The organism is Modestobacter sp. L9-4 (assembly GCF_019112525.1).
Lineage (GTDB): Bacteria > Actinomycetota > Actinomycetes > Mycobacteriales > Geodermatophilaceae > Modestobacter.
Map to the genome: position 1 here is coordinate 1,848,717 of NZ_CP077800.1, position 21,680 is coordinate 1,870,396.

Sequence of the window (21,680 nt, forward strand, 5' to 3'; positions counted from 1 at the left end):
ACCTCGTGGTGCCTCGCGCACCCACCGGGGAAGCTCACCGTGACCAGACTGTGGCGCACCACTTGTCACGTTCCACAACGACACGACGTGCTCACACTCAGCGGCGCCCTATTCTGGGGTGCATGACGGATTCACCGTCGCCGAGCGTGGCTCTCGACGACCAGCTCTGTTTCGCCCTGTACGCCGCCTCGCGGGCGGTCACCGCCCGCTACCGGCCCATGCTGGACCAGCTCGGGATCACCTATCCCCAGTACCTGGTCCTCATGCTGCTGTGGGAGGAGGACGGGCAGACCGTCGGCCAGCTGGGCAGCCGCCTGGCACTGGACTCCGGCACGCTCTCCCCCCTGCTCAAGCGGCTCACCGCCGCGGGCCTGGTCACCCGGCACCGCCGCACCGACGACGAGCGCTCGGTCTCCGTGCGGCTCACCGACGCCGGCCGGGCCCTGCACGAGCCGGCCTTCGCGGTCAACGCGGCGATGATCGACGCGCTCGACCTCGACGACGACCAGTTCACCGAGCTGCGCAACCAGCTGCGCATCGTCACCGAGCGGGTCGCCCAGCCCCGCACCGACGCCCGCACCTGACGGAGGGCCCCGCGCCGACGCGCGCCGGGGTCGTGACCGGCAGTCCCACGTCTGCACGCCACATGGCGGGCCCCGCACCCGGGGGCCCGCCATGTGGCGCATCCGCCGCCCGCCCGCCCCGTCCGGACGCCGGAGTCCCCACCCGCGACCGTGGGGTTGGAACAGGTCGCGCGGGGAACGGTTGTGCTCGATGAGAGTGGTGACCGACCGCGTCGCACGTCCGCGCCGCGGGGTCGCCACCAGCAGAGGAGGTCCGATGCCCACCCGCACCGCACGCACCGCATGGAACGGCTCGCTGCAGGAGGGCTCCGGCCAGGTCGAGCTGTCCAGCTCGAAGGTCGGCACCTACGACGTCAGCTTCCCCAAGCGCGCCGCTGACGAGGCCGGGGGCACCACCAGCCCCGAGGAGCTCATCGCCGCGGCCCACTCGGCCTGCTTCGCGATGCAGCTGTCCGCCGTCATCGGCGAGGCCGGCGGCACCGTCGAGAGCCTCGAGGTCTCCGCCGACGTCTCCCTCGGCCCGGACAAGGACCGCGGCGGCTTCCAGCTGACCGGCATCAAGCTCACCGTCCGCGGCGAGGTCGACGGCCTGGACGCCGCCGGCTTCGAGAAGGCCGCGCAGGCCGCCAAGGTCGGCTGCCCGGTGAGCAAGGCCCTGACCGGCGTCGACATCACCCTGGACGCCGCACTCGCCTGACCCCGGCCACCTCGTGAGCTGACGAGGTCCCGGACACGATGACGGCCCGCCTCCCCACCGGGGAGACGGGCCGTCGTCGTGCCACCCCCTCGCCCCCGCCGCGAGGTACGTGCGGCGGGAGCGAGGGTCAGGCGTCCTCACAGGGTCCCGCGCGGAGCGTGGCGTTGGGGGCGAGGGGGTCCTTCGTCAGCTGCGGGCGCTCGTGGTCGCGCCGGCCAGGTCGGCGTCGGCGGGCACGGTGCTCACCGCAGCGCCGGCCTGCATCCGCTCGGAGCCGGACTCGGTGCGCAGCGCCACCTCCCGGATGAAGGCGATCGCCACGATGGTGATCAGCGACAAGACGGCGGCGACGGCGAAGATCCGGCCGGTGGCGTCGCCGTAGGACACCCGGATCAGCTCCTGCACCGGGGCTGGGGCGTCGGCCAGGCTGGCCAGCCCGATGTCGCCGGAGCCGGCCGAGGCCGCGGCACTCGGCACGTCGGCCAGTCCGCCCTGGATGAGGGTGCCGACCCGGGCGCTGAGCACCGCGCCGAGGACCGAGACGCCGATGGTGCCGCCCAGGCTGCGGAAGAAGGCCACGAGGCTGCTGGCCGCCCCCAGGTCGCTGGCCGCCACGGTGTTCTGCACGGCCAGCACGAGGTTCTGGTTGGTCAGGCCGATGCCGATGCCCAGGACGGCGAGGAAGACGCCGAGCAGCAGCATGTCGGTGGTGTGGTCGATGGTCGACAGCAGCCCGAAGCCGGCGGCCACCAGCACCGAGCCCACGACCAGGAAGGCCTTCCAGCGGCCGAAGCGGGAGATGAGGATGCCCGAGACGGTCGAGGAGACCACCAGGCCGCCGATCATCGGCAGGGTCAGCAGGCCGGCCGCCGTGGGCGAGTAGCCGCGGGAGATCTGCAGGTACTGGCCGAGGAACACGGTGGACCCGAACAGCGCCACACCGATGACCATGCTGGCCACGACCGCCAGCGTCGTCGTCCGGTCACGGAAGAGCCGCAGCGGGACGATCGGCTCGGTCGCGCGCAGCTCGGTGACGACGAAGGCCGCGATGGCCAGCACCCCGCCACCGACGAAGAGCACGGTCTGGAACGAGGCCCAGGCGAACTGGTGGCCGGCCAGGCTGACCCAGATCAGCAGGGCGGAGACGCCGGCGGTGAGGAAGGACGCCCCCAGGTAGTCGATGGACACGGGGCGCTTGACCACGGGCAGGTGCAGCGTGCGCTGCAGCAGCACGAGGGCCACGGCGGCGAAGGGGACGCCGACGTAGAAGCACCAGCGCCAGCCCAGCCACGAGGTGTCCACCAGCAGGCCGCCGATGAGCGGCCCGGCGACGGTCCCGATGGCGAACACGCCACCGAGGAAGCCGGAGTACCGGCCGCGCTCGCGCGGGCTGATCATCGCGGCCATGGCGATCTGCACCAGTGCGGTCAGACCACCCAGGCCCAGCCCCTGCAGTGCGCGCCAGCCGATCAGGGTGGGCACCGACTGGGAGAGCCCGGCCAGCATCGACCCGACGATGAAGACGACGATCGCGATCTGCAGCAGCAGCTTCTTGCTGAACAGGTCGGCGAGCTTGCCCCAGATCGGGGTCGAGGCCGTCGAGGCCAGCAGGGTCGCCGTGACCACCCACGTGTACTGCGACTGGCTGCCGCGCAGGTCGGTGATGATCGTGGGCAGCGCGTTCGACACGACCGTCGAGGACAGGATCGCGACGAACATCGCCAGCAACATCCCCGACAGCGCGCTGAGGATCTGCCGGTGGGTCATCCGGCCCTGCTGATCGGCCGTCGGCGCGGCCGCGGGTGCGGCGGGGCCGGCGGCGGGCCGGGTGGGGGCGGGGGTGCTCATGCGGTTCTCTCCTGGGAGTGCGGGTCGTGCGGGGACGGCGGTCCGCCGGGGCGGTGCCGGGGGTTCAGTCGGCCGGTCGGGCAGGTGGCCGGCGGGCGGCGCGGTCGAGGCCGTCGGCGAGCTTCGCCAGCTGAGCGCTGAACTGGCGGGCCTCCTCCTCGGTCCAGTCGCCGAGGGCGTCGAGGGTCCAGTGGCTGCGCACCTCGCGCGTGTGTGCCAGGGCCCCCACCCCCGCGGTGCTGAGGCTGATCAGGGCGGCCCGGCCGTCGACCGGGTCGGGACGGCGCTCGACGTAGCCGGCGCGCTCCAGCGCGGCCACCTGCCGGCTGGCCACCGACACGTCGATGCCCGCGGCGGAGGCCAGTGCGCTGCAGCGCTGGGGTCCGTGCTGCTCCAGCGGCACCAGCAGCGCCCAGCCGTAGGAGGGCAGGTCGCCGTAGAGGTCGGCGGCCACCCGGTGGCCCAGCTGCTTGGCCGTGCGGACCAGCCGGACCAGGTCGGCGCTGAGCCGCTCGGAGGTCTCCTGGGTCAGGTGCACGTCGTCCTCCGTCCGGCTCGTCCCGGGCCGCGTGCCCGGTACATGTAGACCGCAACCACCTTGCCGGAGTTCGTTGTTCCCTGCAACGACCAACAGCCCGGTGAGTCGCGCCTCACGTGCCCCTCGTGCCGGCGACCGCGACCCGCTACGTTCCGCACCACAGCCGCCGGCGCCGGCCGGCGCCGGGCACCGGGGAGCGCGATGAGCACCGTGGACGGCGTGGAGGTCACGGGCCCGAGCGGGCCGCGGTTCGACGAGGTGCTCACCCCGCGCGCGCTGGGCCTCATCGCCCTGCTGCACCGGGAGCTGGAGGGCCGCCGTCAGGAGCGGCTGCGCGCCCGCCGGGAGCGGGTGGCGGCGATCGCCGCCGGCGCCACCCTGGACTTCCTGCCCGAGACCGCGGCGATCCGTGCCGACGACTCGTGGCGGGTCGCGCCGCCCGCCCCGGGGCTCGTGGACCGCCGGGTGGAGATGACCGGCCCCACCGACCGCAAGATGACGATCAACGCGCTCAACTCCGGCGCCCGCTGCTGGCTGGCCGACCAGGAGGACGCGAACTCCCCGCTGTGGGGGAACGTCGTCAACGGCCCGCTGAACCTCCGGGACGCCATCGACCGCACCATCGACTTCACCTCACCGGCCGGCAAGCGGTACGAGCTGCGGCCCGACGACGAGCTGCCCACGATCATCGTGCGCCCGCGCGGCTGGCACCTGCCCGAGAAGCACCTCACGGTGGACGGCGAGCCGACCTCGGGCAGCCTGGTGGACTTCGCGCTCTACCTCGCCGCGTGCGGGCAGGCGCAGGTCGACCGCGGGCAGGGCCCGTACTTCTACCTGCCGAAGATGGAGAGCCACCTCGAGGCGCGGCTGTGGAACGACGCCTTCGTCCTGGCGCAGGACCACCTCGGCATCCCCCGCGGCACCATCCGGGCGACCTGCCTGATCGAGACCCTGCCCGCCGCGTTCGAGATGGAGGAGGTGCTCTACGAGCTGCGCGAGCACTCCGCGGGGCTCAACGCCGGGCGCTGGGACTACCTGTTCAGCGTGATCAAGACCCTGCGCAGCCGGGGCACCGAGGCCACCCTGCCCGACCGGAACACGATCTCGATGACCGTGCCGTTCATGCGGTCCTACACCGAGCTGCTGGTGCGCACCTGCCACAAGCGGGGGGCGCACGCGATGGGCGGGATGTCGGCGTTCATCCCGAGCAGGGACCCGGCGCGCAACGAGCTCGCCTACGCCAAGATCACCGAGGACAAGACGCGCGAGGCCGAGGACGGCTTCGACGGCTCGTGGGTGGCCCACCCCGGCATGGTCGCCACCGCGACGGCGGTGTTCGACCGCGTGCTCGGCGAGCGGCCGAACCAGCTGGACCGGCTGCGCGAGGACGTCACCGTGACCGCCGCCCAGCTGCTGGACGTGGCCTCGACGCCCGGGCAGGCCACCGAGGCGGGCTTGCGGGCCAACGTCAGCGTCGGCATCCAGTACGTGGAGTCCTGGCTGCGCGGGGCCGGGGCGGCCGCGATCGACGGCCTCATGGAGGACGCCGCCACCGCCGAGATCAGCCGCAGCCAGGTCTGGCAGTGGCTGCACAGCGGGGTGACGCTGGCCGACGGGCAGCGCGTGACCGCGGAGCTGGTGCACCGGGTGGTCGAGGAGGAGATGGCCGCCCTCGCCGCGGCCCGGGGGGATGCGTTCGCCGCGGGCCGCTGGGACGAGGCACGGGAGCTGTTCACCCAGCTCGCGACGGCCGACGAGTACGCCGACTTCCTCACCGTCCCCGCCTACGAGCGGATGCCCTGAGACGACGAGCCGCCCGACCCGGGACGGGTCGGGCGGCCCCGGTCAGTCGCTGAGCCGGCGGACCTCGGCCTCACGGGCCTCGCCCAGGCGGTTGAGCCGGCCGAGCAGCTGGGCGAGCGTGGCCACGTCGGTGGTCTCCCAGCCCGACAGGTCGGCCTCCCATCGGACGCGGCGGGCGTCGCGCAGCTCGCTGAGCCGGGCGTGCCCCTCCGAGGACGTCGACAGCACCTGAGCGCGGCCGTCGTCGGGGTCGGCGGCACGGTCGACCAGCCCCAGGTCGACCAGCGAGGCCACCTGCCGGCTGACGGTGCTCTTGTCCAGGCCGAGGCGGGCCACCACGTCGCTGGCGCGCAGCGGGCCGGCGTCGTCGAGGAGCACCAGCAGGCCGTAGGCGGCGCCGTCGAGCTCGTGGTGCAGCTGCCCGGCCAGCCGGGCCTGGATGGCACGGCCGCGGCGCAGCAGCAGGGCCACCTCGCGCTCCAGGGCGACGAACGCCTCGTGGTTGCCCTCGGGGGCGCTCCCGGCCGGGGAGCCCTCGCCGGGGGTGTCCCCCACTGCGGTGCGTGCTGCGCTGTCGACGGTCACATCGTTCTCCACGCTCGGGACGGACCCTGCGTTCCCGGGCCCGGTCACCGGTGGGCACCCGGACGCCAGACGACCAGCGCGGAGCTGGACGTGCGGGGCACCAGGTCGCGCCGGTACGTGGCGGCGACGGCGGACTCGGCGGCGATCCGCCCGGTCTCGGCGACCTCCAGCTCGTGCAGCAGCTCGGTCACCCGGGCCTGCAGCGCCTCCACCCGCGACTCGAGCTCGATGATCCGCTTGATGCCGGCGAGGTTGACGCCGTCCTCCTGGCTCAGCCGCTGCACCTCGCGCAGCAGGGCGACGTCCCGCGGGCTGTACCGGCGGCCCCCGCCGGCGGTGCGGCCCGGGCTGACCAGTCCCAGCCGGTCGTACTGCCGCAGCGTCTGGGCGTGCATCCCGGCCAGCTCGGCGGCCACGGAGATGACGAAGACGGGTGCGTCCTCGGCGAAGGACCGCCCCGGCTCGGGCAGGGTCATCGGGCACCTCCGTTGCGCAGCATCTCGGTGATCTCCGGCCGCGGGTCGTCGGGCAGCTCGGCCGCGAGCTTCTCGATCGCCTCGCGGGCGCCGGGGGTCAGCCGGGCCGGGACGGCGACCTCGACGGTGACCATCAGGTCGCCGACGGCGGTCTTGCCGACGACCCCGCGTCCGCGGACCCGGAAGGTGCGGCCGCTGGTCGTGCCGGCCGGCACCTTGAGCGACACCGAGCCGTCGAGGGTGGGCACGGTCAGCGTCGTCCCGAGCGCGGCCTCGGCGAAGGAGACCGGGACGGTGAGGGTGAGGTCGTCGCCGGAGCGGCCGAACAGCTCCGAGCCGGTGACGTGGACGACGACGAACAGGTCGCCGGCCGGTCCGCCGCGCCGCCCCGGCGCGCCCTTGCCGGCCAGCCGGATGCGCTGACCGTCCCGGACGCCGGCCGGGATGCGCACGGTGATCGTGCGGGTCTGGCTGGTGACGCCGCTGCCCTTGCACTCCGGGCAGGGGTCGTCGACCACCGAGCCGGTGCCGCGGCACTCCTTGCACGGCTCGGAGAACGCGAAGGCGCCCTGACTGCGGCTGGTGACGCCGGCGCCGTTGCAGACCGGGCAGGTGTGCGGACTGGTGCCCGGGCGGGCGCCGTTGCCGGAGCAGGTCGGGCAGGTGCCCGGGCTCTGCATGCGCAGCGGCACCGTCACGCCCAGGACGGCCTCGTCGAAGGCGAGCGTCGCCTCGGTCTCGACGTCCTGGCCGCGGGCCGGGCCGGTCGCGGTGGCCCGGCCACGGGCGGTGCCGGCTCCCCCGGGTGCACCGGCGCCGCCGGTGAACAGGCCGCCGAAGAGGTCGCCCAGCCCCCCGGCGCGGCCCCCGGCGCCGGGCGCACCCGCGCCGCCGAAGATGTCGCCGAGGTCGAACGCCTGGCCGCCGCCCGCGCCGCCGCCGGGGAACCCACCGGGGAAGCCGCCGGGCGCACCGGCGCCCGGCCGGAAGCCGCCGGAGCCGAACAACCGGCGGGCCTCGTCGTACTCCGACCGCCGCTTGGGGTCGGAGAGGACGTCGTAGGCCTCCGACACCTCCTTGAACCGCGTCTCGGCCGCGGCGTTGCCCGGGTTCTTGTCCGGGTGCAGCTCACGGGCCAGCTGGCGGTAGGCCTTCTTGATGGCCCCGGCGTCGGCGTCCTTGGCGACGCCCAGGGCCGCGTAGTAGTCCTTCTCGATGAAGTCCCGGGTGCTGCTCATCGGGCGCCTCCTCTCTGCAGTGCTGACGGGCGGACCCGGCCCGCGGGGGGCCGGGTCCGCCGGGTGGTCGTGCTCAGCCGGCGGCGGGGCCCGGCTGGTCGGTCTCGCCGTCGATGACGACGGCGGCGGGCTCGCCGGCCGCCGGGGTCTCGGGGTCGGTGACCCCGACCATCGCCGTGCGCAGCACGCGGTCACCGCGCCGGAAGCCCGGGCGCAGCACCGTCGTGGCGGTCGGCACGCTCACGTCGGGGGACGTGTCGCTGAGCACCGCCTCGTGCAGCGCGGGGTCGAACGGGTCGCCGGGGACGCCGAAGCGGACCACACCGAGGCCGTCCAGCAGGCCCAGCACCCGGTCGGCGACCACCTTGAAGGCGCCGGTCAGGTCGCCGTGGTCGCGGGCGCGCTCGATGTCGTCGACGACCGGGAACAGCTGGCCGGCGAACCGCTCGGCCGCCTGGTCGACGACGACGGTGCGGTCGCGCTCGACCCGCCGCCGGTAGTTGGCGTACTCGGCGGTGACCCGCTGCAGGTCCTCGGTGCGCTCGGCCAGCTGACGGGTGGCGTCGTCACCGGCCGGCTGCTCGCCGGAGGCGGCCAGCGCCTCGTCGAAGCCGCTCATGTCGATCTCGTGCTCGTGCTCGTGCTCGCTCATCTGTTCTCCCTGGTCGGGCGCGGTGCCTGCGGGGTGGGAGCGGGCACCGGGGCCGCGCCGCTGGTCGGGTCGGGCGCCGCCGTCCGGGGGGACGGCGGCGCCTCGTCCTGCTGGCTCATGGTCTCCCGCACCCGCCACCGACCCGGGGACCCGGGCCGGTGGCGGGCAGGAGACCGTCGAGGTCAGCGCTTGTCGTCGTCCACGATCTCGGCGTCGACGACGTCGTCGTCGGAGCCGGTGGCGGTGGACCCGGTCGAGCCCTGACCGGTGGCGCCGTCGAAGCCGGCGTCACCCGCAGGACCGGACGCGCCGTCGGACTGCGCCTGCGCGTAGAGCGCACCGCCGACCTCCTGCGAGACCCGGGCGACCTTCTCCTGCGCGGCCTTGATGGCGTCGATGTCGGAGCCACCGAGGGCCCCGCGCAGCTCGCCGAGGGCCTCGCCCAGCTCGGTCTTCTTCTCCTCGGGGATCTTGTCGCCGTTCTCCGCGAGGAACTTCTCCGTCTGGTACTGCAGCGACTCCGCGAGGTTGCGGGTCTCGGCGTCGTCGCGACGCTTCTTGTCCTCCTCGGCGTGCGCCTCGGCGTCGGCCATCATCCGGGCGATGTCGTCCTTGGGCAGCGCCGAGCCGCCGGTGATGGTCATCGACTGCTCCTTGCCGGTGCCCAGGTCCTTGGCGTGGACGTGCACGATGCCGTTGGCGTCGATGTCGAAGGCCACCTCGATCTGCGGGACGCCGCGGGGCGCCGGGGGCAGACCGGTCAGCTCGAACATGCCGAGCTTCTTGTTGTAGGAGGCCATCTCGCGCTCGCCCTGGAAGACCTGGATCTGCACAGAGGGCTGGTTGTCGTCGGCCGTCGTGAAGATCTCCGAGCGCTTGGTCGGGATCGTGGTGTTGCGCTCGATGAGCTTGGTCATGATCCCGCCCTTGGTCTCGATGCCCAGGGACAGCGGGGTGACGTCGAGGAGCAGGACGTCCTTGACCTCACCGCGGAGGACACCGGCCTGCAGCGCGGCGCCCACGGCGACGACCTCGTCGGGGTTGACGCCCTTGTTGGGCTCCTTGCCCCCGGTGAGCTCGCGGACCAGGTCGGACACGGCCGGCATGCGGGTCGAGCCACCGACGAGGACGACGTGGTCGATGTCGCCGACCTTGATGCCGGCGTCGCGGATCGCCTGGTTGAACGGGGCCTTGGTGCGGTCCAGGAGGTCCTGGGTCAGCCGCTGGAACTCCGCGCGGGTGATCGTGATGTCCAGGAACATCGGGCCGTCGGCGCCGGCGGTGATGTAGGGCAGGTTGACGTTGGTCGACTGCGCGCCGGACAGCTCGATCTTGGCCTTCTCCGCGGCCTCGCGGAGGCGCTGCATGGCCAGCTTGTCCTTGGACAGGTCGACACCGCTGGTGACGTTGAACGTCTGCACCAGGTGCTTGACGATCCGCTCGTCCCAGTCGTCACCGCCGAGCTTGTTGTCACCGGCGGTGGACTTGACCTCGATGACGCCGTCGCCGATCTCGAGCAGCGACACGTCGAACGTGCCACCGCCGAGGTCGAAGACCAGGATGGTCTGCTCGGTCTCGCCCTTGTCCAGGCCGTAGGCCAGTGCGGCCGCGGTGGGCTCGTTGACGACGCGCAGGACGTTGAGGCCGGCGATCTCACCGGCCTCCTTGGTGGCCTGGCGCTGGGCGTCCTCGAAGTAGGCCGGGACGGTGATGACGGCCTCGGTGACCGGCTCGCCCAGGTAGGTCTCGGCGTCCCGCTTGAGCTTCTGCAGGATCCGCGCGCTGATCTCCTGCGGGGTGTACTGCTTGCCGTCGATGTCGCCGGTCTTCCAGGTGGTGCCGATCTCGCGCTTGACGCTGCGGATCGTGCGGTCGACGTTGGTGACCGCCTGGTTCTTGGCCGACTGGCCGACGAGGACCTCGCCGTTGCGGGCGAAGGCCACGACCGAGGGGGTGGTGCGCGCACCCTCGGCGTTGGCGATGACGGTGGGCTCGCCGCCCTCGAGGACCGCGACGACCGAGTTCGTGGTGCCGAGGTCGATGCCGACTGCTCGTGCCATGGGAGGCCTCTCCTGTGCTCGCTGTGTGGGTGGTGCTGATCGAGGAGCCGAGGGACCCCGGCGGGCTCACAGGAGCCCTGCGCCGGGTCCGCTCAACTTTCCTGCCCAGCCTAACGGCAGACCCCGGCGCCGTGTTCCCGGGTCGCGGGCCGCACCGTCCGCCGGGACGACGGCGACGACACTGGGGGCATGACCGACCGCCCGGGCCCACGATGAGCTCGCCGTTCGGCGGGGTCCGCCGCCGAGGGGACGACGAGCGCGCCGCCGCCGACCGCAGCACCCGCATGCACTACGCGCGGGACCTCAACGACGAGCGTGCGCTGGCCGACGACCGCCCCACGATCCGCCGCAGCCGCAACTGGACCTGGCTGGCCGTCGCGGTGGTGGTGCTGGCCGTGCTGGCCTTCGCCAACACCCGCGGGGCGGGTGAGGTGCCGATCACCGCCGACTGCGCGACCCCGCGCATCGCCGTGGAGACCAGTCAGGTCGTCGCCGGGCAGCCGCTGCGGTTCCGGCTCACCGGCCCCGACGACACGGCCTACGTGGTCACCCTGGACGGCGCCCCGGTGCGCGGCGACGCCGGCAACACCGTGACCTACACCCAGACCGACGCGGGGCCGGCGCTGCGGCTGCAGCAGTGCCTGAGCCCGACGCTGCTGCTGGCCACACCGGCCGGCGACGGGCCGCACGAGCTGGCACTGCTCCGGCTGGCCGACGACGGCACGACGGCACCGGCCGCCGCGGTCACCCTCACGGTCACCGGCACCCGCTAGCGGCAGGGCCCCGCCCTGCCGCTGGCGGCCGGGACCTGCACAGTGGCCGGGTGCTCCTCCACCTGCGGGTGACGGTGCCGGCCGACCGGTCCGGCGCCGTCCACGACCTGTTCGCCGGCTCCCCCGGAGTCGCCCACCTCGCCGTCCTCCCCGGTGCCGCACTGCGCCCGGCCGGCGACCTGTTCCTCGTCGACGTCGCCCGGGAGTCCGCCGACGCGCTCATCGACGACCTGCGCGACCTGGGCGTGGACGCCGACGGCGGGATCGCGATGGAGGCGGTGGACGCCGCCGTCTCGCGCAGCGCCGAGGAGGCCGAGGAGCGCGCCCCCGGCGACGGCTCGGACGCCGTGGTCTGGGAGCAGGTGGTCCGCTCGACGGCGGCCGACGCCGCGCTGTCGGTGTCCTTCCTCGCCTTCCTGACCATCGCCACCCTGCTGGCCGCGGTCGCGGTCGTCACCGACTCGGCGGTCCTGGTGATCGGGGCGATGGTGCTGGGCCCGGAGTTCGGCCCGCTGGCCGCGCTCGCCGTCGGGCTGGTGCACCGGCGGCCGGCGATGACCCGCCAGGCCCTGGGCACGCTGGCCGCTGGGTTCGCCGTGGCGGTCGCGCTGACCACGCTCGCCGCGCTGCTCGGGCGGGCGCTGGGCTGGTTCGGCCCCGAGCTGCTCACCCAGGACCGCCCGGCGACCTACTTCATCACCCACCCCGACCGCTGGTCGCTGGTCGTCGCGGTGCTCGCCGGCGTGGCCGGGGTGCTGTCGCTGACCTCGGCCCGCTCGGGCGCGCTGGTCGGCGTCTTCATCTCCGTCACCACCGTGCCCGCCGCCGGAGCCATGGCGCTGGGTCTCGCCCTGGGCGACGCCCGCGAGTTCGGCGAGGCGACGGCCCAGCTGGCGGTCAACGTCACCGGCATCCTCGTGGCCGCACTGGTGACCCTGGCCCTGCAGCGGGCCGTGTGGCACCGGGTGCCGCAGGCCACGCCCCGCCTGCAGCGGGTGGGGCAGCGCGGGTCCTGACCGGGACCCGCGCTCATCGGGCGGCCCCGCACAGAGCAGGATGACCGGACGTGACCCGCCCCGCCGCCGCGCCGCCCGCCACCTCCTCGCGGCGGGGGCTGCTCCTGGTCGGGACGGCGATCGTGCTGACCGGCTTCAACCTGCGCACCGCGGTCAACAGCGTCGGCCCGGTGCTCGAGGAGATCGAGAGCGGTCTGGGCATCAGCTCCGGGCTGGCCGGGCTGATCACCAGCATGCCGCTGATCTGCTTCGCGCTGATCGGCTTCGCCGGCCCGCCGCTGGCCGCCCGGTACCGCGACGGGCACGTGCTGGCCGCCGCGCTGGCGGTGATGACCCTGGGCCTGCTCGCCCGGGTCTCGGTGCCGAACGTGTGGGTGTTCCTGCTCGGCACCGTGGCCACGATGGTGGGCGGGGCGCTGGGCAACGTGCTGCTGCCCGGCCTGGTCAAGCGCTGGTTCCCCGACCGCACGGGGCTGCTGGTGGGCGCCTACAGCACCGCGCTGGCCATCGGTGGCGCGGTCGCCAGCGTCTCGACCGGGCCGATCGCCGAACGGGCAGGCGTCGACGGCTGGCGCTGGGGCCTGGGCATCTGGGCGGCGTTCGCGCTGGTCGCGGCGCTGCCGTGGCTGTTCGTCCCGGTCCGCCCGGGCGCCTCGCGGGGCAACCACACCGCCGTCCGGCTGCGGGCGCTCACCCACAGCCGGCTGGCCTGGCTGATGGCCGCCTTCTTCGGGCTGCAGGCGATGCAGGCCTACGTGATCGTGGGCTGGACGGCCCAGTACCTGCGCGACCAGGGGATGTCGCAGCACACGGCCGGCGCCCTGGTCGGCCTCAACGCGCTCATCGTCATCCCGCTGAACGCCGTCGTCCCGCTGGGGGCGGTGCGCCAGCACCTGCAGCGGCCGATGCTGCTGGGCTTCGTGGCCTGCTACCTGGCCGGCTGGACCGGGCTGCTGCTCGCGCCGCTGACGCTGACCTGGCTCTGGGTCTGCCTGCTGGGCACCGGCATGGGCACCTTCGCCATGGTGCTCGCGCTGTTCGGGCTGCGCGGGCGCACGCCGGAGTCGGTGAGCGCGCTGTCCACGGTGGCGCAGGGCTGGGGCTACGCCCTGGCCGGCGTCGGCCCGCTGCTGGTCGGGCTGCTGCGCGGCATCACCGGCGGGTACACCGGCATGTTCGTCATCGTCTACCTCGGCGTGGGTCTGCTGCTGGTCACCGGCTGGACCATCTGCCGGGAGCGCTACGTGGACGACGAGGTGCCGGGCCTGGCCGCCGGGCGCCCGCCCGAGCCCCCGGTGACCGAGGTGGCCGGCGCCGACGCACCCGTCGTCGTCCGTCCCCGCCCGTAGCTAGACCGACAGCTGCAGGGCCCGCAGCAGCTCGGTCGCGCGGTCGCGGCGGAGCTCGGGTGAGCGGGTGAGCAGCGCGACGGCGACGACGTAGGAGTCGTCACCGGCCCAGCCGTGGCCGTCGGCGGTGAGCGCGGCGATGTGCCGGGCGACCTTGGGCTCGCGGCTGTAGGCGCCGAACTCCAGCCCCATGGCCAGGTAGTTCGCCACCCGGTAGCCGAGGTCGCCGGCCGTGGCCAGCGTGGCCGCCGGGTCGGAGTAGCTGGGCAGGGCGACCAGCAGGTGGTCGAAGCCGCTCTTGAGCAGCCGGAGCACCAGGTCGTTGCCGTACCAGCCACCCCAGAGCTCCGGCATCCGGATGTCGCCGTCCGGGGCCGGGATGTAGGGCGGGTTGGCGATCACCGTGGAGACGTCACGACCGGCCGGGGAGTCGGCCCAGGTGAAGAAGTCGCCCAGCTCGACGTCGTAACGGTCGGTCACGCCCAGACCGGCGATGGTCTGCCGGGCCCGCTCCACCGACGTCGGGCTGATGTCGGTGCCGTGCACCCGCAGGCCCGGCACTGCACGCACCACGTGCCCGATCGCGCGGGCATCGCCGCTGCCCAGCTCGGCCACGCCCTCGGCCTGCCAGGGCACCAGCTCGGCGTACTGGGTGAGCAGCAGCTGGACGGAGAACGCGTAGTGCGCCGACTCCTCGGCGCAGTCGAAGAAGCCCGCGTCGGCGGGCGCGGCGGGCGGCGGGGGCAGCAGAACAGCGGTGTCCCGGGGGTCCATGGAGAGCGCTCTACCCGCTCCGGCGCCCGTCATCCGGCCGTGCACGACAGTTCATCCGGACGGTGCCTGCGCGTCAGGACGCGGGGTCGGCCCGGCGGGTCTCCGCGCGGGTGAAGTTCCGGTACGACCGGGACGGCGTCGGGCCGCGCTGGTCCTGGTAGCGGGAGCCGTAGACGGCCGAGCCGTAGGGGTGCTCGGCCGGCGAGCTGAGCTGGAACAGGCACAGCTGACCGATCTTCATCCCCGGCCACAGTGTGATCGGCAGGTTCGCCACGTTGGACAGCTCGAGGGTGATGTGGCCGGAGAACCCGGGGTCGACGAAGCCGGCCGTGGAGTGGGTGAGCAGCCCGAGCCGGCCGAGGGAGGACTTGCCCTCCAGTCGCGCGGCCAGGTCGTCGGGCACGTGCACGACCTCCAGCGTGCTCCCCAGCACGAACTCGCCGGGGTGCAGTACGAACGGGTCGTCGCCGCTGGGCTCGACCGCGGTGGTCAGGTCGTCCTGCTGCAGCGCGGGGTCGATGTGGGTGTACCGCGCGTTGTTGAACACCCGGAAGTACCGGTCCAGCCGGACGTCGATGCTGGAGGGCTGCACCATCGCCGGCTCGTAGGGCTCGATGCCGAGCCGGCCGGTGGCCAGCGCGGCCCGGATGTCGCGGTCGGACAGCAGCATGGCGCGGAGTCTAGGGACTCGACGCGCACGGGCTCTGACCTGCCCGGAGGAGGGACCTCCCCGGGGACGACCAGCGGCTTGCTAGGCTGTCCGTCGCGGGCGAGAGCCCGACGCGGGTGTAGTTCAATGGTAGAACATCAGCTTCCCAAGCTGACAGTGCGAGTTCGATTCTCGTCACCCGCTCTCCGCTCCCCCGGCCGGCGCCTCAGCCCGGCCAGACCGCCGCGATGACCCGCTCGCTGGCGTGGCCGTCCTCGTGCGCGCACCAGCGTGCGACGAAGCGGGCGTGGTCGTCCGCGTGCGCCGCGGCGACCGCCGGCAGGTCCAGCAACGCCTCGGTCAGCGCGGCCTGGTCGCGCAGCACCGGCCCCGGCGCCCCGGTGCGCAGGTCGAAGGTGAAGCCCCGCAGCCGGCCCTCGTAGTGCTCGAGGTCGTAGGCGTAGAGCACGATCGGCTTCCCGGTCACCGCGAAGTCGAACATCGACGACGAGTAGTCGGTGACCAGCACGTCGGCGGCCAGGTACAGGTCGGAGATGTCCGGGTGCCCGGACACGTCGCGCACCCGCCCGCCGCCGGCCGGGCGCTGCTGGTGGCCCATGTAGTGGTGCAGCCGCAGCAGCAGGACGGCGCCCTCGCCGAGCCGGTCCGCCAGCGCCGCGACGTCCAGCCCCAGCGCGGCGGACGTGCCGGGCACGGCCTCGTCGTCCCGGTAGGTGGGGGCGTAGAGGACGGCGGTGGCGCCGTCGGCGATGCCGAGGTCGGCGCGCACCCGGGCCCGCCGGGCGTCGGCGTCGGGGGCGAGCAGGACGTCGTTGCGCGGGTAGCCGGTCTCCAGCAGCGCGCCGTCGTACCGGAAGGCCGACTGCAGCAGCCGGGTGCCCTCACCGCCCGGGGTGACCAACCAGTCCCAGCGGGCGATGTCGGCGTCGAGCTCGGCCATGACGTCGTCCGGGGGCACCGAGGCAGCGTCCCGGTGGATCCGCTTGAGCGGCGTGCCGTGCCAGGTCTGCAGGTACCGCGCCCCCGGCCGCTTGCGCCACTCGTCGAGCTGGATGTGGGTGTTGGCCACCAGGACGTCGGCGGACTCCAGCGCCGCCACGGCCGCCGGCGTCCCGATCGGCACGGTCACCGCGTCGGCCGGGAAGGCCGCGGCGTGCCGGGGGTCGGCGAGCCACACGTGCTGCTCGTCGCCGCCGCGGGCCCGCAGCGCCTGGTAGAGCGCCCGCGGGTTGTCCGAGAAGCGGCCGTTGAAGGAGTTCCAGACGACCTTCACCGGGGGTCCTCCTCGTCGGGCACGAGCCAGGCGGCGGTGTCGACCGGCAGCACCCCGTCCGGTGCGGGACCGGAGGCGAGTGCGATCCGCATCCCGGCCGGCAGCGGCACGGCGTCCGGCCCGAAGTTCACCCACACGACCGTCGTCCCGCGGGCGAAGGCGAGCAGGCCGTCGTCGGTGGGGCACCACTCCAGCGGTCCGGTCATCAGCGTGCGGCGCAGGCCGAGCGCACGGCGGTACAGCGCCAGCGTCGAGTCGGGGTCCTGCTCCTGCGCCGCGACGGTGAGCGGCCCCCAGCCGGGCGGCTGCGGCAGCCAGGGCTCCGGAGAGCCGGGCGGGGAGAACCCGTACGGCGGGGAGTCCCCCGACCAGGGCAGCGGCACCCGGGAGCCGTCCCGCCCCGGGTCGCGGCCGCCCGAACGGGCGTGGATCGGGTCGAGCCGGCGCGCCGAGGGGATGTCCTCGACCTCCTGCAGGCCGAGCTCCTCCCCCTCGTACACGTAGACCAGCCCGGGCAGCGCCGTGCTCAGCAGCGCGGCCGCGCGCGCCCGGGCCCGGCCCAGCGCCAGGTCGGGCACCTCGCTGCCCCAGCGGGCCCGCTCGGTCTCGTTGGTCCCGCGCTCGGGCCACTGCGACCGCGCGTAGCGCGTCACCTGCCGCACCACGTCGTGGTTGGTCAGCGCCCAGGCGCTCGGCGCCCCGGTGAGCTCGGCGGTGGCCAGGCTGCGCTCGATGACGCGGCGCCACGGGCCCTCCCGCCAGGCCACGTGCAGCGGCTCGAACTCGAAGGCCATGTGCAGCTCGTCGGGCCGCAGGTACATCGGCAGCCGCTCGGGGCGGGCCACCCACGCCTCGGCCACGAAGACCCGCGGCGGGTCGTAGGCGTCGGCCACCTCGCGCCACGCGCGGTAGACCTCGTGCACCTCGTCCTGGTCCCAGCCCGGGTGCTCCTCGGTACGGCGGTCCCGGCCCAGGCCGTCGGGCAGCCCGGCCTCCTTGACCAGCCCGTGGGCGACGTCCACCCGGAAGCCGTCGACGCCGCGGTCGAACCAGAACCGCAGCACGTCGAGGAACTCGGCGCGCACCTCGGGGTTGCGCCAGTCCAGGTCGGGCTGCTCGGGGGCGAAGGAGTGCAGGTACCACTCCCCCGGGCGCCCGTCGGGGTCGATCGTGCGCGTCCAGGACGGACCGCCGAAGCAGCTCTCCCAGTCGTTGGGCGGCAGCGCACCGCCCTCGCCCCGGCCCGGGCGGAACAGGTAGCGGGCCCGGGCCGCCGCGTCCCCGGCCAGCGCGGCCTGGAACCAGGCGTGGGCGTCGGAGGTGTGGTTGGGCACGATGTCGACCAGCACCCGCAGGCCCAGGTCGTGCGCCTCGCGCACGAACGCCTCGGCCTCCGCCAGGCCGCCGAGGGCGGGGTCGACGTCCCGGTAGTCGGCCACGTCGTAGCCGTTGTCGACCATCGGCGAGGGGTACCAGGGCGTCACCCAGAGCGCGTCCACGCCGAGCTCGGCGAGGTACGGCAGCCGGGCCCGCAGGCCGATCAGGTCGCCGACCCCGTCCCCGTTCCCGTCCGCGAAGCTGCGCGGCAGGACCTGGTAGACCGCGGCGGTCCGCCACCACGGGGCGGGGGTCGGCGACGTCACGTCAGCAGTCGACCTTGTAGAGGTACTCCTGGACCTCGTCGGTGTCGACGTTGTCCGGGGTCGCGAAGACGAACGGCACGGTCTGGTTGCGCTGGACCTCCTCGCCCTTGGACAGGGCCAGCGCCGCCTCGACGCCCAGGGCGCCCTCGCGGTACGGGTACTGCACGACGATTCCGTCGACCGCGCCGTCCTCGAGCGCCTGGATGATCGGCTCGGAGGTGTCGTAGCCGACGACCTTCACGTCGCCGGTGCGGCCGGCCTCGCGCACGCCGGTGATCGCACCCTCGGTGCTGTTGGTGGCCATCGTGTAGATGCCCTTGAGGTTCGGGTTCGACGACGCCGCACCGGAGGCGATGGATGCCGCGGTGGCGGTGGCGTTCTCGTCGTACTGGACGCCGAGGTACTTGATGCCCGGGAAGGCCTTGAGGCCCTCGGCGAAGCCCTGCTCGCGCAGCTCGCCGATCGGGTTGCCCGGCGACTGGTTGATGGCCAGCACCTCGCCCTGGCCGTTGAGCAGCTTGCCGAGGTTCTCAGCGGCGAGCTTGCCGCCCTCCAGGTTGTCGGACTGGATGTTGGCCTTCCCGATGGAGGTGTCCTCGAGGTCGCCGTCGATGGTGATGACGTCGACGCCGGCGTCCTTGGCCTCGGTGAGCGGGATGGCCATCGCCGTCGCGTCGGTCACCGAGATCATCAGCGCGTCGGGCTTGTCGGCGACGAGCGCGTTGACCACGGAGGTCTGTGCGGCGACGTCGAAGGTCGGCGAGCCCTGGACCTTGAAGTCCACGCCGAGCTCCTTGGCCCGGTCGCGGCCGCCGCAGCCGACGGTGCTGTAGAAGGGGTTGCCGGTCAGGCCGGGGACGTAGGCGACGGAGAGCTTGTCGCCGGCGCCGCTGCTGCCGCCGGCGGCGTCGGCGCTGCCGGAGTCGTCGCCGCCACAGGCGGCGAGCACGAGGGCGGACGCCGCGAAGAGGGCGGCCAGGGGGGTGCGCTGCACGGGGACTCCAGGTGTTCGAGGGGGCGTGCGGGTGAGGGTCAGACCTGGTCGCGTCGGCGACGCTTGAGCTGGTCGAGGTAGACGGCGACCACCAGCACGATGCCGATGGCCACCTCCTGCCAGAACGGCTGGACGTTGAGCTGGATGAAGCCGTTGTTGAGCACGGTGGGGATGGCCATGCCGATCACCGTGCCGATCACCGTGCCCACACCGCCGAAGAGGCTGGTGCCACCGAGCACGACGCCGGTGATGACCTCCAGGCCGTCACTGGTGTGCCCGCTGATCGTGGTGGTGGCGAAGCGGGTGAGGGACAGCAGCCCGGCGAGGCCGGCGAGCAGGCCGTTGGCGGTGTAGAGCCAGAAGGTGTGCCGGTCGACGTCGACCCCGGCCCGCCGGGCGGACTCCTCGTTGCTGCCGATGAGCTGGGTGTGCCGCCCGAACCGGGTCTGGGACAGCACGAACCCGCCGATCACCGCGACGAGCGCGGCGACCCACACCAGCCAGCTCACGCCCAGCGGGCGTTCGGTGGCCACGCCGATGAGCGCCTTGGGCACGGTGCGCACGTCGGTGCCGTTGCTGATCAGGAGCGCGGCACCCAGGGCGGCGCCCATGGAGCCCAGCGTGGTGATCAGTGCGGGCACCTTGAGCTTGGAGATGACCAGCCCGTTGATCGCGCCCCACGCCGCGCCCGCGACCAGGGCCGTCACCGCACCCAGCACGACGGTGCCGGGGCCGTCACCGCCCTGGGTCTCCATGACCTTCGCGGCGCAGACGCCGGAGAAGACGAGCACGGAGCCGATCGAGATGTCGAACCCGGCGGCGACCAGCACGAACGTCGCGCCGACGGCCATGACGAGCAGGACCGCCATGTCGGTGAGCACGTTGCGCAGGGTGACCGGGGTCGGGAAGGAGTTCGGCGCGGCGAAGGAGAACACCAGCACCAGCACCAGCAGGACGGCGGTCATGTAGGCCGGCGAGGAGGCCAGCACGCGCCGCCAGCGGCGGCCCTTCGCGGTGGTGCCGGTGCGGGCGGCGTCAGGGGTCTTGGCCGGGTCGATCGCGGTCACCGGTGCTCTCCCGGGGGGTCGGCCCGGACGTCCAGGGCGCCGGTCATGGCACCGACGAGCTGCTCGACGGTGGAGTCCTTGGCCTGCAGGTCGGCGACCCGACGGCCCAGCCGCAGCACCTGCACGCTGTCGGCGGCCTCGAGCACCTCGGGCATGTTGTGGGTGATCAGCACGACGGCGACGCCGGTGCTGGCCACGCGGCGCACGAGCTCGATGACCTTGCCGGTCTGGCGCACGCCGAGGGCGGCGGTGGGCTCGTCCATGATCACGACCCGCTTGGCCCACATGACCGCGCGGCAGATCGCCACGCTCTGGCGCTGACCGCCGGACAGCGCCCCGACGGGTGCGTCGAGGTCCTTCACGTCGGTGCCCATGGAGGTGAAGGCCTCCTCGGCGCGGGCGCGCATCGTCTTCTTGTCCAGCATCCGCAGCTTGCCGGCCAGCCCGGGCCGGAGCAGCTCGCGTCCGGCGAAGGCGTTCTCGGCAGGGCCGAGCTCGGGAGCCAGCGCCAGGTCCTGGTAGACGGTCTCGATGCCGAGCTCGCGGGCGCGGGTGGGGGAGGCCATCTGCACCGGCTTCCCGTCGATCAGCACCTCACCGCCGTCGCGCTGCAGGGCACCGGACAGGATCTTGATCAGGGTGCTCTTGCCGGCGCCGTTGTCGCCGATCAGCGCGGTCACCTCGCCGGCGCGGGCGGTGAAGTCGACCTCGCGCAGGACCTCCACGTGGCCGAAGGACTTGACCACGCCGCGTGCCTCGAGCACGACGCTCATGCGGACTGCGGGTGGATGCGATGGGGCGGTGTCACAGAGGGGCCTCCAGCAGGGCGTCGTTCGTGCTCGGGTGGCGCCGGTCAGCCGACCGTAGCGGGTCACCGGCACCCGGGCAGGGCTGAGCGCCCGTCCGCGAACCGGTGAGCAGAAGTATGTCGCAGGCAACCGAATGTGGCCGCCCGGAGGTCCGGCGGGGGTCGTGCGCACCGGGCGGCCGGCCCCGCTCCGGCGGTGCGCCCCTCGTCCGTGCAGGTCAGCGACCACCGCGCCGGGCTGCGACCCGACCTGCCGTGGGCGAGGGTGGACCGGTGACCCCGGCCCTCGACGTGCGCTCCCTGCCGACCGCCGACCTCGACGCGACCGGACGGGCGACCCTGCGCGCGTTCCTGGTCGCCGCGTACGGCGGCCGGTTCGGCGACGAGAGCTGGTCGCACGCCCTCGGCGGGGTGCACGTGCTCGCCACGGTCGACGGCGAGCTGGCCGGGCACGCCTCGGTCGTCCAGCGGCAACTCGTCGCCGGCCCGGACACGGTGCGGGCCGGGTTCGTCGAGGCCGTCGCCACGGCTGCGGCGCGGCGCCGGCAGGGCGTGGGCACCGCGGTGATGACCGAGGTCGAGCGGCTGGTGACCGGCGGGTACGAGCTCGGCGCGCTGTCGGCCAGCGAGGACGGCCGGGGTCTCTACGCGGCGCGGGGCTGGCTGCCGTGGACCGGTCCGCTGGCCGCGCTCACCCCGGACGGCGTCGTCCCCACCCCGGACGAGGCGGTGTTCGTGCTGCCCACACCCGAGACGCCACCGGGGCTGGACACCGCCGCGCGACTGGTCTGCGACTGGCGCCGCGGCGAGCTCTGGTGACACCGGGGCCCGG

General features: G+C 73.9%; 21 protein-coding genes and 1 tRNA gene. 8 read left to right on the forward strand and 14 right to left on the reverse strand.

Annotated elements, in window-relative coordinates:
• Positions 1-146: 146 nt before the first annotated feature.
• Both KUM42_RS08670 and KUM42_RS08675 read left to right on the forward strand, forming a co-directional pair.
• A complete protein-coding gene (locus tag KUM42_RS08670; protein ID WP_304610766.1) occupies positions 147-584 on the forward strand; it encodes a MarR family winged helix-turn-helix transcriptional regulator in 438 nt (145 codons plus the stop codon).
• 256 nt (positions 585-840) lie between these two features.
• Entirely contained in the window at positions 841-1,281 is a 441-nt protein-coding gene (locus KUM42_RS08675) for an OsmC family protein (RefSeq protein WP_237496358.1), read from the forward strand.
• A gap of 186 nt (positions 1,282-1,467) precedes the next feature.
• Here the strand turns inward: KUM42_RS08675 and KUM42_RS08680 are convergent, their stop codons facing one another.
• On the reverse strand, positions 1,468-3,129 hold the full coding sequence (locus KUM42_RS08680; protein ID WP_237496359.1) for an MDR family MFS transporter: 1,662 nt from the start codon (positions 3,127-3,129) through the stop codon (positions 1,468-1,470).
• A 64-nt stretch (positions 3,130-3,193) separates the two neighbouring features.
• Positions 3,194-3,667: a MarR family winged helix-turn-helix transcriptional regulator gene (locus tag KUM42_RS08685; RefSeq protein ID WP_237496360.1), complete on the reverse strand. Its 474-nt coding sequence runs from the start codon at positions 3,665-3,667 to the stop codon at positions 3,194-3,196.
• Between the two features lie 201 nt (positions 3,668-3,868).
• Here KUM42_RS08685 and aceB point away from each other — a divergent pair, with 201 nt between their 5' ends.
• Positions 3,869-5,470, forward strand: coding sequence for a malate synthase A (gene aceB / locus KUM42_RS08690; RefSeq protein ID WP_237496361.1), 1,602 nt, complete (start codon positions 3,869-3,871; stop codon positions 5,468-5,470).
• Between the two features lie 42 nt (positions 5,471-5,512).
• Here the strand turns inward: aceB and KUM42_RS08695 are convergent, their stop codons facing one another.
• From KUM42_RS08695 to dnaK, 5 genes are all read right to left on the reverse strand, one after another.
• Entirely contained in the window at positions 5,513-6,067 is a 555-nt protein-coding gene (locus tag KUM42_RS08695) for a MarR family winged helix-turn-helix transcriptional regulator (RefSeq protein ID WP_237496362.1), read from the reverse strand.
• A 32-nt stretch (positions 6,068-6,099) separates the two neighbouring features.
• On the reverse strand, positions 6,100-6,531 hold the full coding sequence (locus KUM42_RS08700; protein ID WP_237496363.1) for a heat shock protein transcriptional repressor HspR: 432 nt from the start codon (positions 6,529-6,531) through the stop codon (positions 6,100-6,102).
• Positions 6,528-7,769, reverse strand: coding sequence for a molecular chaperone DnaJ (gene dnaJ / locus KUM42_RS08705; RefSeq protein WP_237496364.1), 1,242 nt, complete (start codon positions 7,767-7,769; stop codon positions 6,528-6,530). Before dnaJ ends, KUM42_RS08700 begins: the two co-directional genes overlap by 4 nt.
• Before the next feature lie 73 nt (positions 7,770-7,842).
• The gene (gene grpE / locus KUM42_RS08710) at positions 7,843-8,421 is read right to left on the reverse strand and encodes a nucleotide exchange factor GrpE (protein ID WP_237496365.1); all 579 of its coding nucleotides are present in this window, start codon (positions 8,419-8,421) and stop codon (positions 7,843-7,845) included.
• A 182-nt stretch (positions 8,422-8,603) separates the two neighbouring features.
• Positions 8,604-10,481 carry a molecular chaperone DnaK gene (dnaK, locus tag KUM42_RS08715; RefSeq protein ID WP_237496366.1) on the reverse strand — a complete coding sequence of 626 codons (1,878 nt, stop codon included), beginning with the start codon at positions 10,479-10,481 and terminating at the stop codon, positions 8,604-8,606.
• A gap of 212 nt (positions 10,482-10,693) precedes the next feature.
• Here dnaK and KUM42_RS08720 point away from each other — a divergent pair, with 212 nt between their 5' ends.
• From KUM42_RS08720 to KUM42_RS08730, 3 genes are read left to right on the forward strand one after another with little or no spacing between them, the layout of a single operon-like run.
• A complete protein-coding gene (locus KUM42_RS08720) occupies positions 10,694-11,254 on the forward strand; it encodes a hypothetical protein (protein WP_237496367.1) in 561 nt (186 codons plus the stop codon).
• Positions 11,255-11,304: 50 nt separating this feature from the next.
• The gene (locus KUM42_RS08725; RefSeq protein WP_237496368.1) at positions 11,305-12,270 is read left to right on the forward strand and encodes a DUF389 domain-containing protein; all 966 of its coding nucleotides are present in this window, start codon (positions 11,305-11,307) and stop codon (positions 12,268-12,270) included.
• A 50-nt stretch (positions 12,271-12,320) separates the two neighbouring features.
• Entirely contained in the window at positions 12,321-13,619 is a 1,299-nt protein-coding gene (locus tag KUM42_RS08730; RefSeq protein ID WP_237496369.1) for an MFS transporter, read from the forward strand.
• Here KUM42_RS08730 and KUM42_RS08735 read toward each other — a convergent pair whose 3' ends face one another.
• Both KUM42_RS08735 and dcd read right to left on the reverse strand, forming a co-directional pair.
• Positions 13,620-14,393, reverse strand: a complete 774-nt coding sequence (locus KUM42_RS08735) for a methylase (RefSeq protein WP_237496370.1) — start codon at positions 14,391-14,393, stop codon at positions 13,620-13,622.
• Positions 14,394-14,466: 73 nt separating this feature from the next.
• Entirely contained in the window at positions 14,467-15,063 is a 597-nt protein-coding gene (gene dcd, locus KUM42_RS08740) for a dCTP deaminase (RefSeq protein WP_237496371.1), read from the reverse strand.
• A 112-nt stretch (positions 15,064-15,175) separates the two neighbouring features.
• Between dcd and KUM42_RS08745 the strand changes: the two genes are divergently transcribed.
• Positions 15,176-15,246: transfer RNA gene (locus tag KUM42_RS08745), tRNA-Gly, on the forward strand.
• 22 nt (positions 15,247-15,268) lie between these two features.
• On the opposite strand, the gene KUM42_RS08750 is transcribed toward KUM42_RS08745, so the two are convergent.
• The 5 genes from KUM42_RS08750 to KUM42_RS08770 are packed head-to-tail and all read right to left on the reverse strand — an operon-like array spanning position 15,269 to position 20,813.
• The gene (locus KUM42_RS08750) at positions 15,269-16,336 is read right to left on the reverse strand and encodes a CDP-glycerol glycerophosphotransferase family protein (protein ID WP_237496372.1); all 1,068 of its coding nucleotides are present in this window, start codon (positions 16,334-16,336) and stop codon (positions 15,269-15,271) included.
• Positions 16,333-17,979 (reverse strand): glycoside hydrolase family 13 protein, encoded by a 1,647-nt coding sequence (locus KUM42_RS08755; protein WP_237496373.1) that lies wholly within the window; start codon positions 17,977-17,979, stop codon positions 16,333-16,335. The genes KUM42_RS08750 and KUM42_RS08755 overlap by 4 nt, the downstream gene beginning before the upstream one ends.
• 1 nt (position 17,980) lies before the next feature.
• Positions 17,981-18,973 carry an ABC transporter substrate-binding protein gene (locus KUM42_RS08760; protein ID WP_237496374.1) on the reverse strand — a complete coding sequence of 331 codons (993 nt, stop codon included), beginning with the start codon at positions 18,971-18,973 and terminating at the stop codon, positions 17,981-17,983.
• A 38-nt stretch (positions 18,974-19,011) separates the two neighbouring features.
• Positions 19,012-20,040, reverse strand: coding sequence for an ABC transporter permease (locus KUM42_RS08765; RefSeq protein ID WP_237496375.1), 1,029 nt, complete (start codon positions 20,038-20,040; stop codon positions 19,012-19,014).
• Positions 20,037-20,813, reverse strand: a complete 777-nt coding sequence (locus KUM42_RS08770) for an ATP-binding cassette domain-containing protein (protein ID WP_237496376.1) — start codon at positions 20,811-20,813, stop codon at positions 20,037-20,039. The genes KUM42_RS08765 and KUM42_RS08770 overlap by 4 nt, the downstream gene beginning before the upstream one ends.
• 308 nt (positions 20,814-21,121) lie before the next feature.
• Between KUM42_RS08770 and KUM42_RS08775 the strand changes: the two genes are divergently transcribed.
• Complete coding sequence (locus tag KUM42_RS08775) at positions 21,122-21,667, forward strand: GNAT family N-acetyltransferase (RefSeq protein ID WP_237496377.1); 546 nt, start codon at positions 21,122-21,124, stop codon at positions 21,665-21,667.
• Positions 21,668-21,680 lie beyond the last annotated feature (13 nt).

Bases quoted from the DNA above. Each gene is read 5' to 3' on its own strand.
- KUM42_RS08700 (WP_237496363.1), bottom strand. From the start codon at position 6,531: ATGACCCTGCCCGAGCCGGGGCGGTCCTTCGCCGAGGACGCACCCGTC.
- dcd (WP_237496371.1), bottom strand. From the start codon at position 15,063: ATGCTGCTGTCCGACCGCGACATCCGGGCCGCGCTGGCCACCGGCCGG.
- dnaK (WP_237496366.1), bottom strand. From the start codon at position 10,481: ATGGCACGAGCAGTCGGCATCGACCTCGGCACCACGAACTCGGTCGTC.
- KUM42_RS08770 (WP_237496376.1), bottom strand. From the start codon at position 20,813: ATGAGCGTCGTGCTCGAGGCACGCGGCGTGGTCAAGTCCTTCGGCCAC.
- grpE (WP_237496365.1), bottom strand. From the start codon at position 8,421: ATGAGCGAGCACGAGCACGAGCACGAGATCGACATGAGCGGCTTCGAC.
- KUM42_RS08680 (WP_237496359.1), bottom strand. From the start codon at position 3,129: ATGAGCACCCCCGCCCCCACCCGGCCCGCCGCCGGCCCCGCCGCACCC.
- KUM42_RS08720 (WP_237496367.1), top strand. From the start codon at position 10,694: ATGAGCTCGCCGTTCGGCGGGGTCCGCCGCCGAGGGGACGACGAGCGC.
- KUM42_RS08675 (WP_237496358.1), top strand. From the start codon at position 841: ATGCCCACCCGCACCGCACGCACCGCATGGAACGGCTCGCTGCAGGAG.
- dnaJ (WP_237496364.1), bottom strand. From the start codon at position 7,769: ATGAGCAGCACCCGGGACTTCATCGAGAAGGACTACTACGCGGCCCTG.
- KUM42_RS08735 (WP_237496370.1), bottom strand. From the start codon at position 14,393: ATGGACCCCCGGGACACCGCTGTTCTGCTGCCCCCGCCGCCCGCCGCG.
- aceB (WP_237496361.1), top strand. From the start codon at position 3,869: ATGAGCACCGTGGACGGCGTGGAGGTCACGGGCCCGAGCGGGCCGCGG.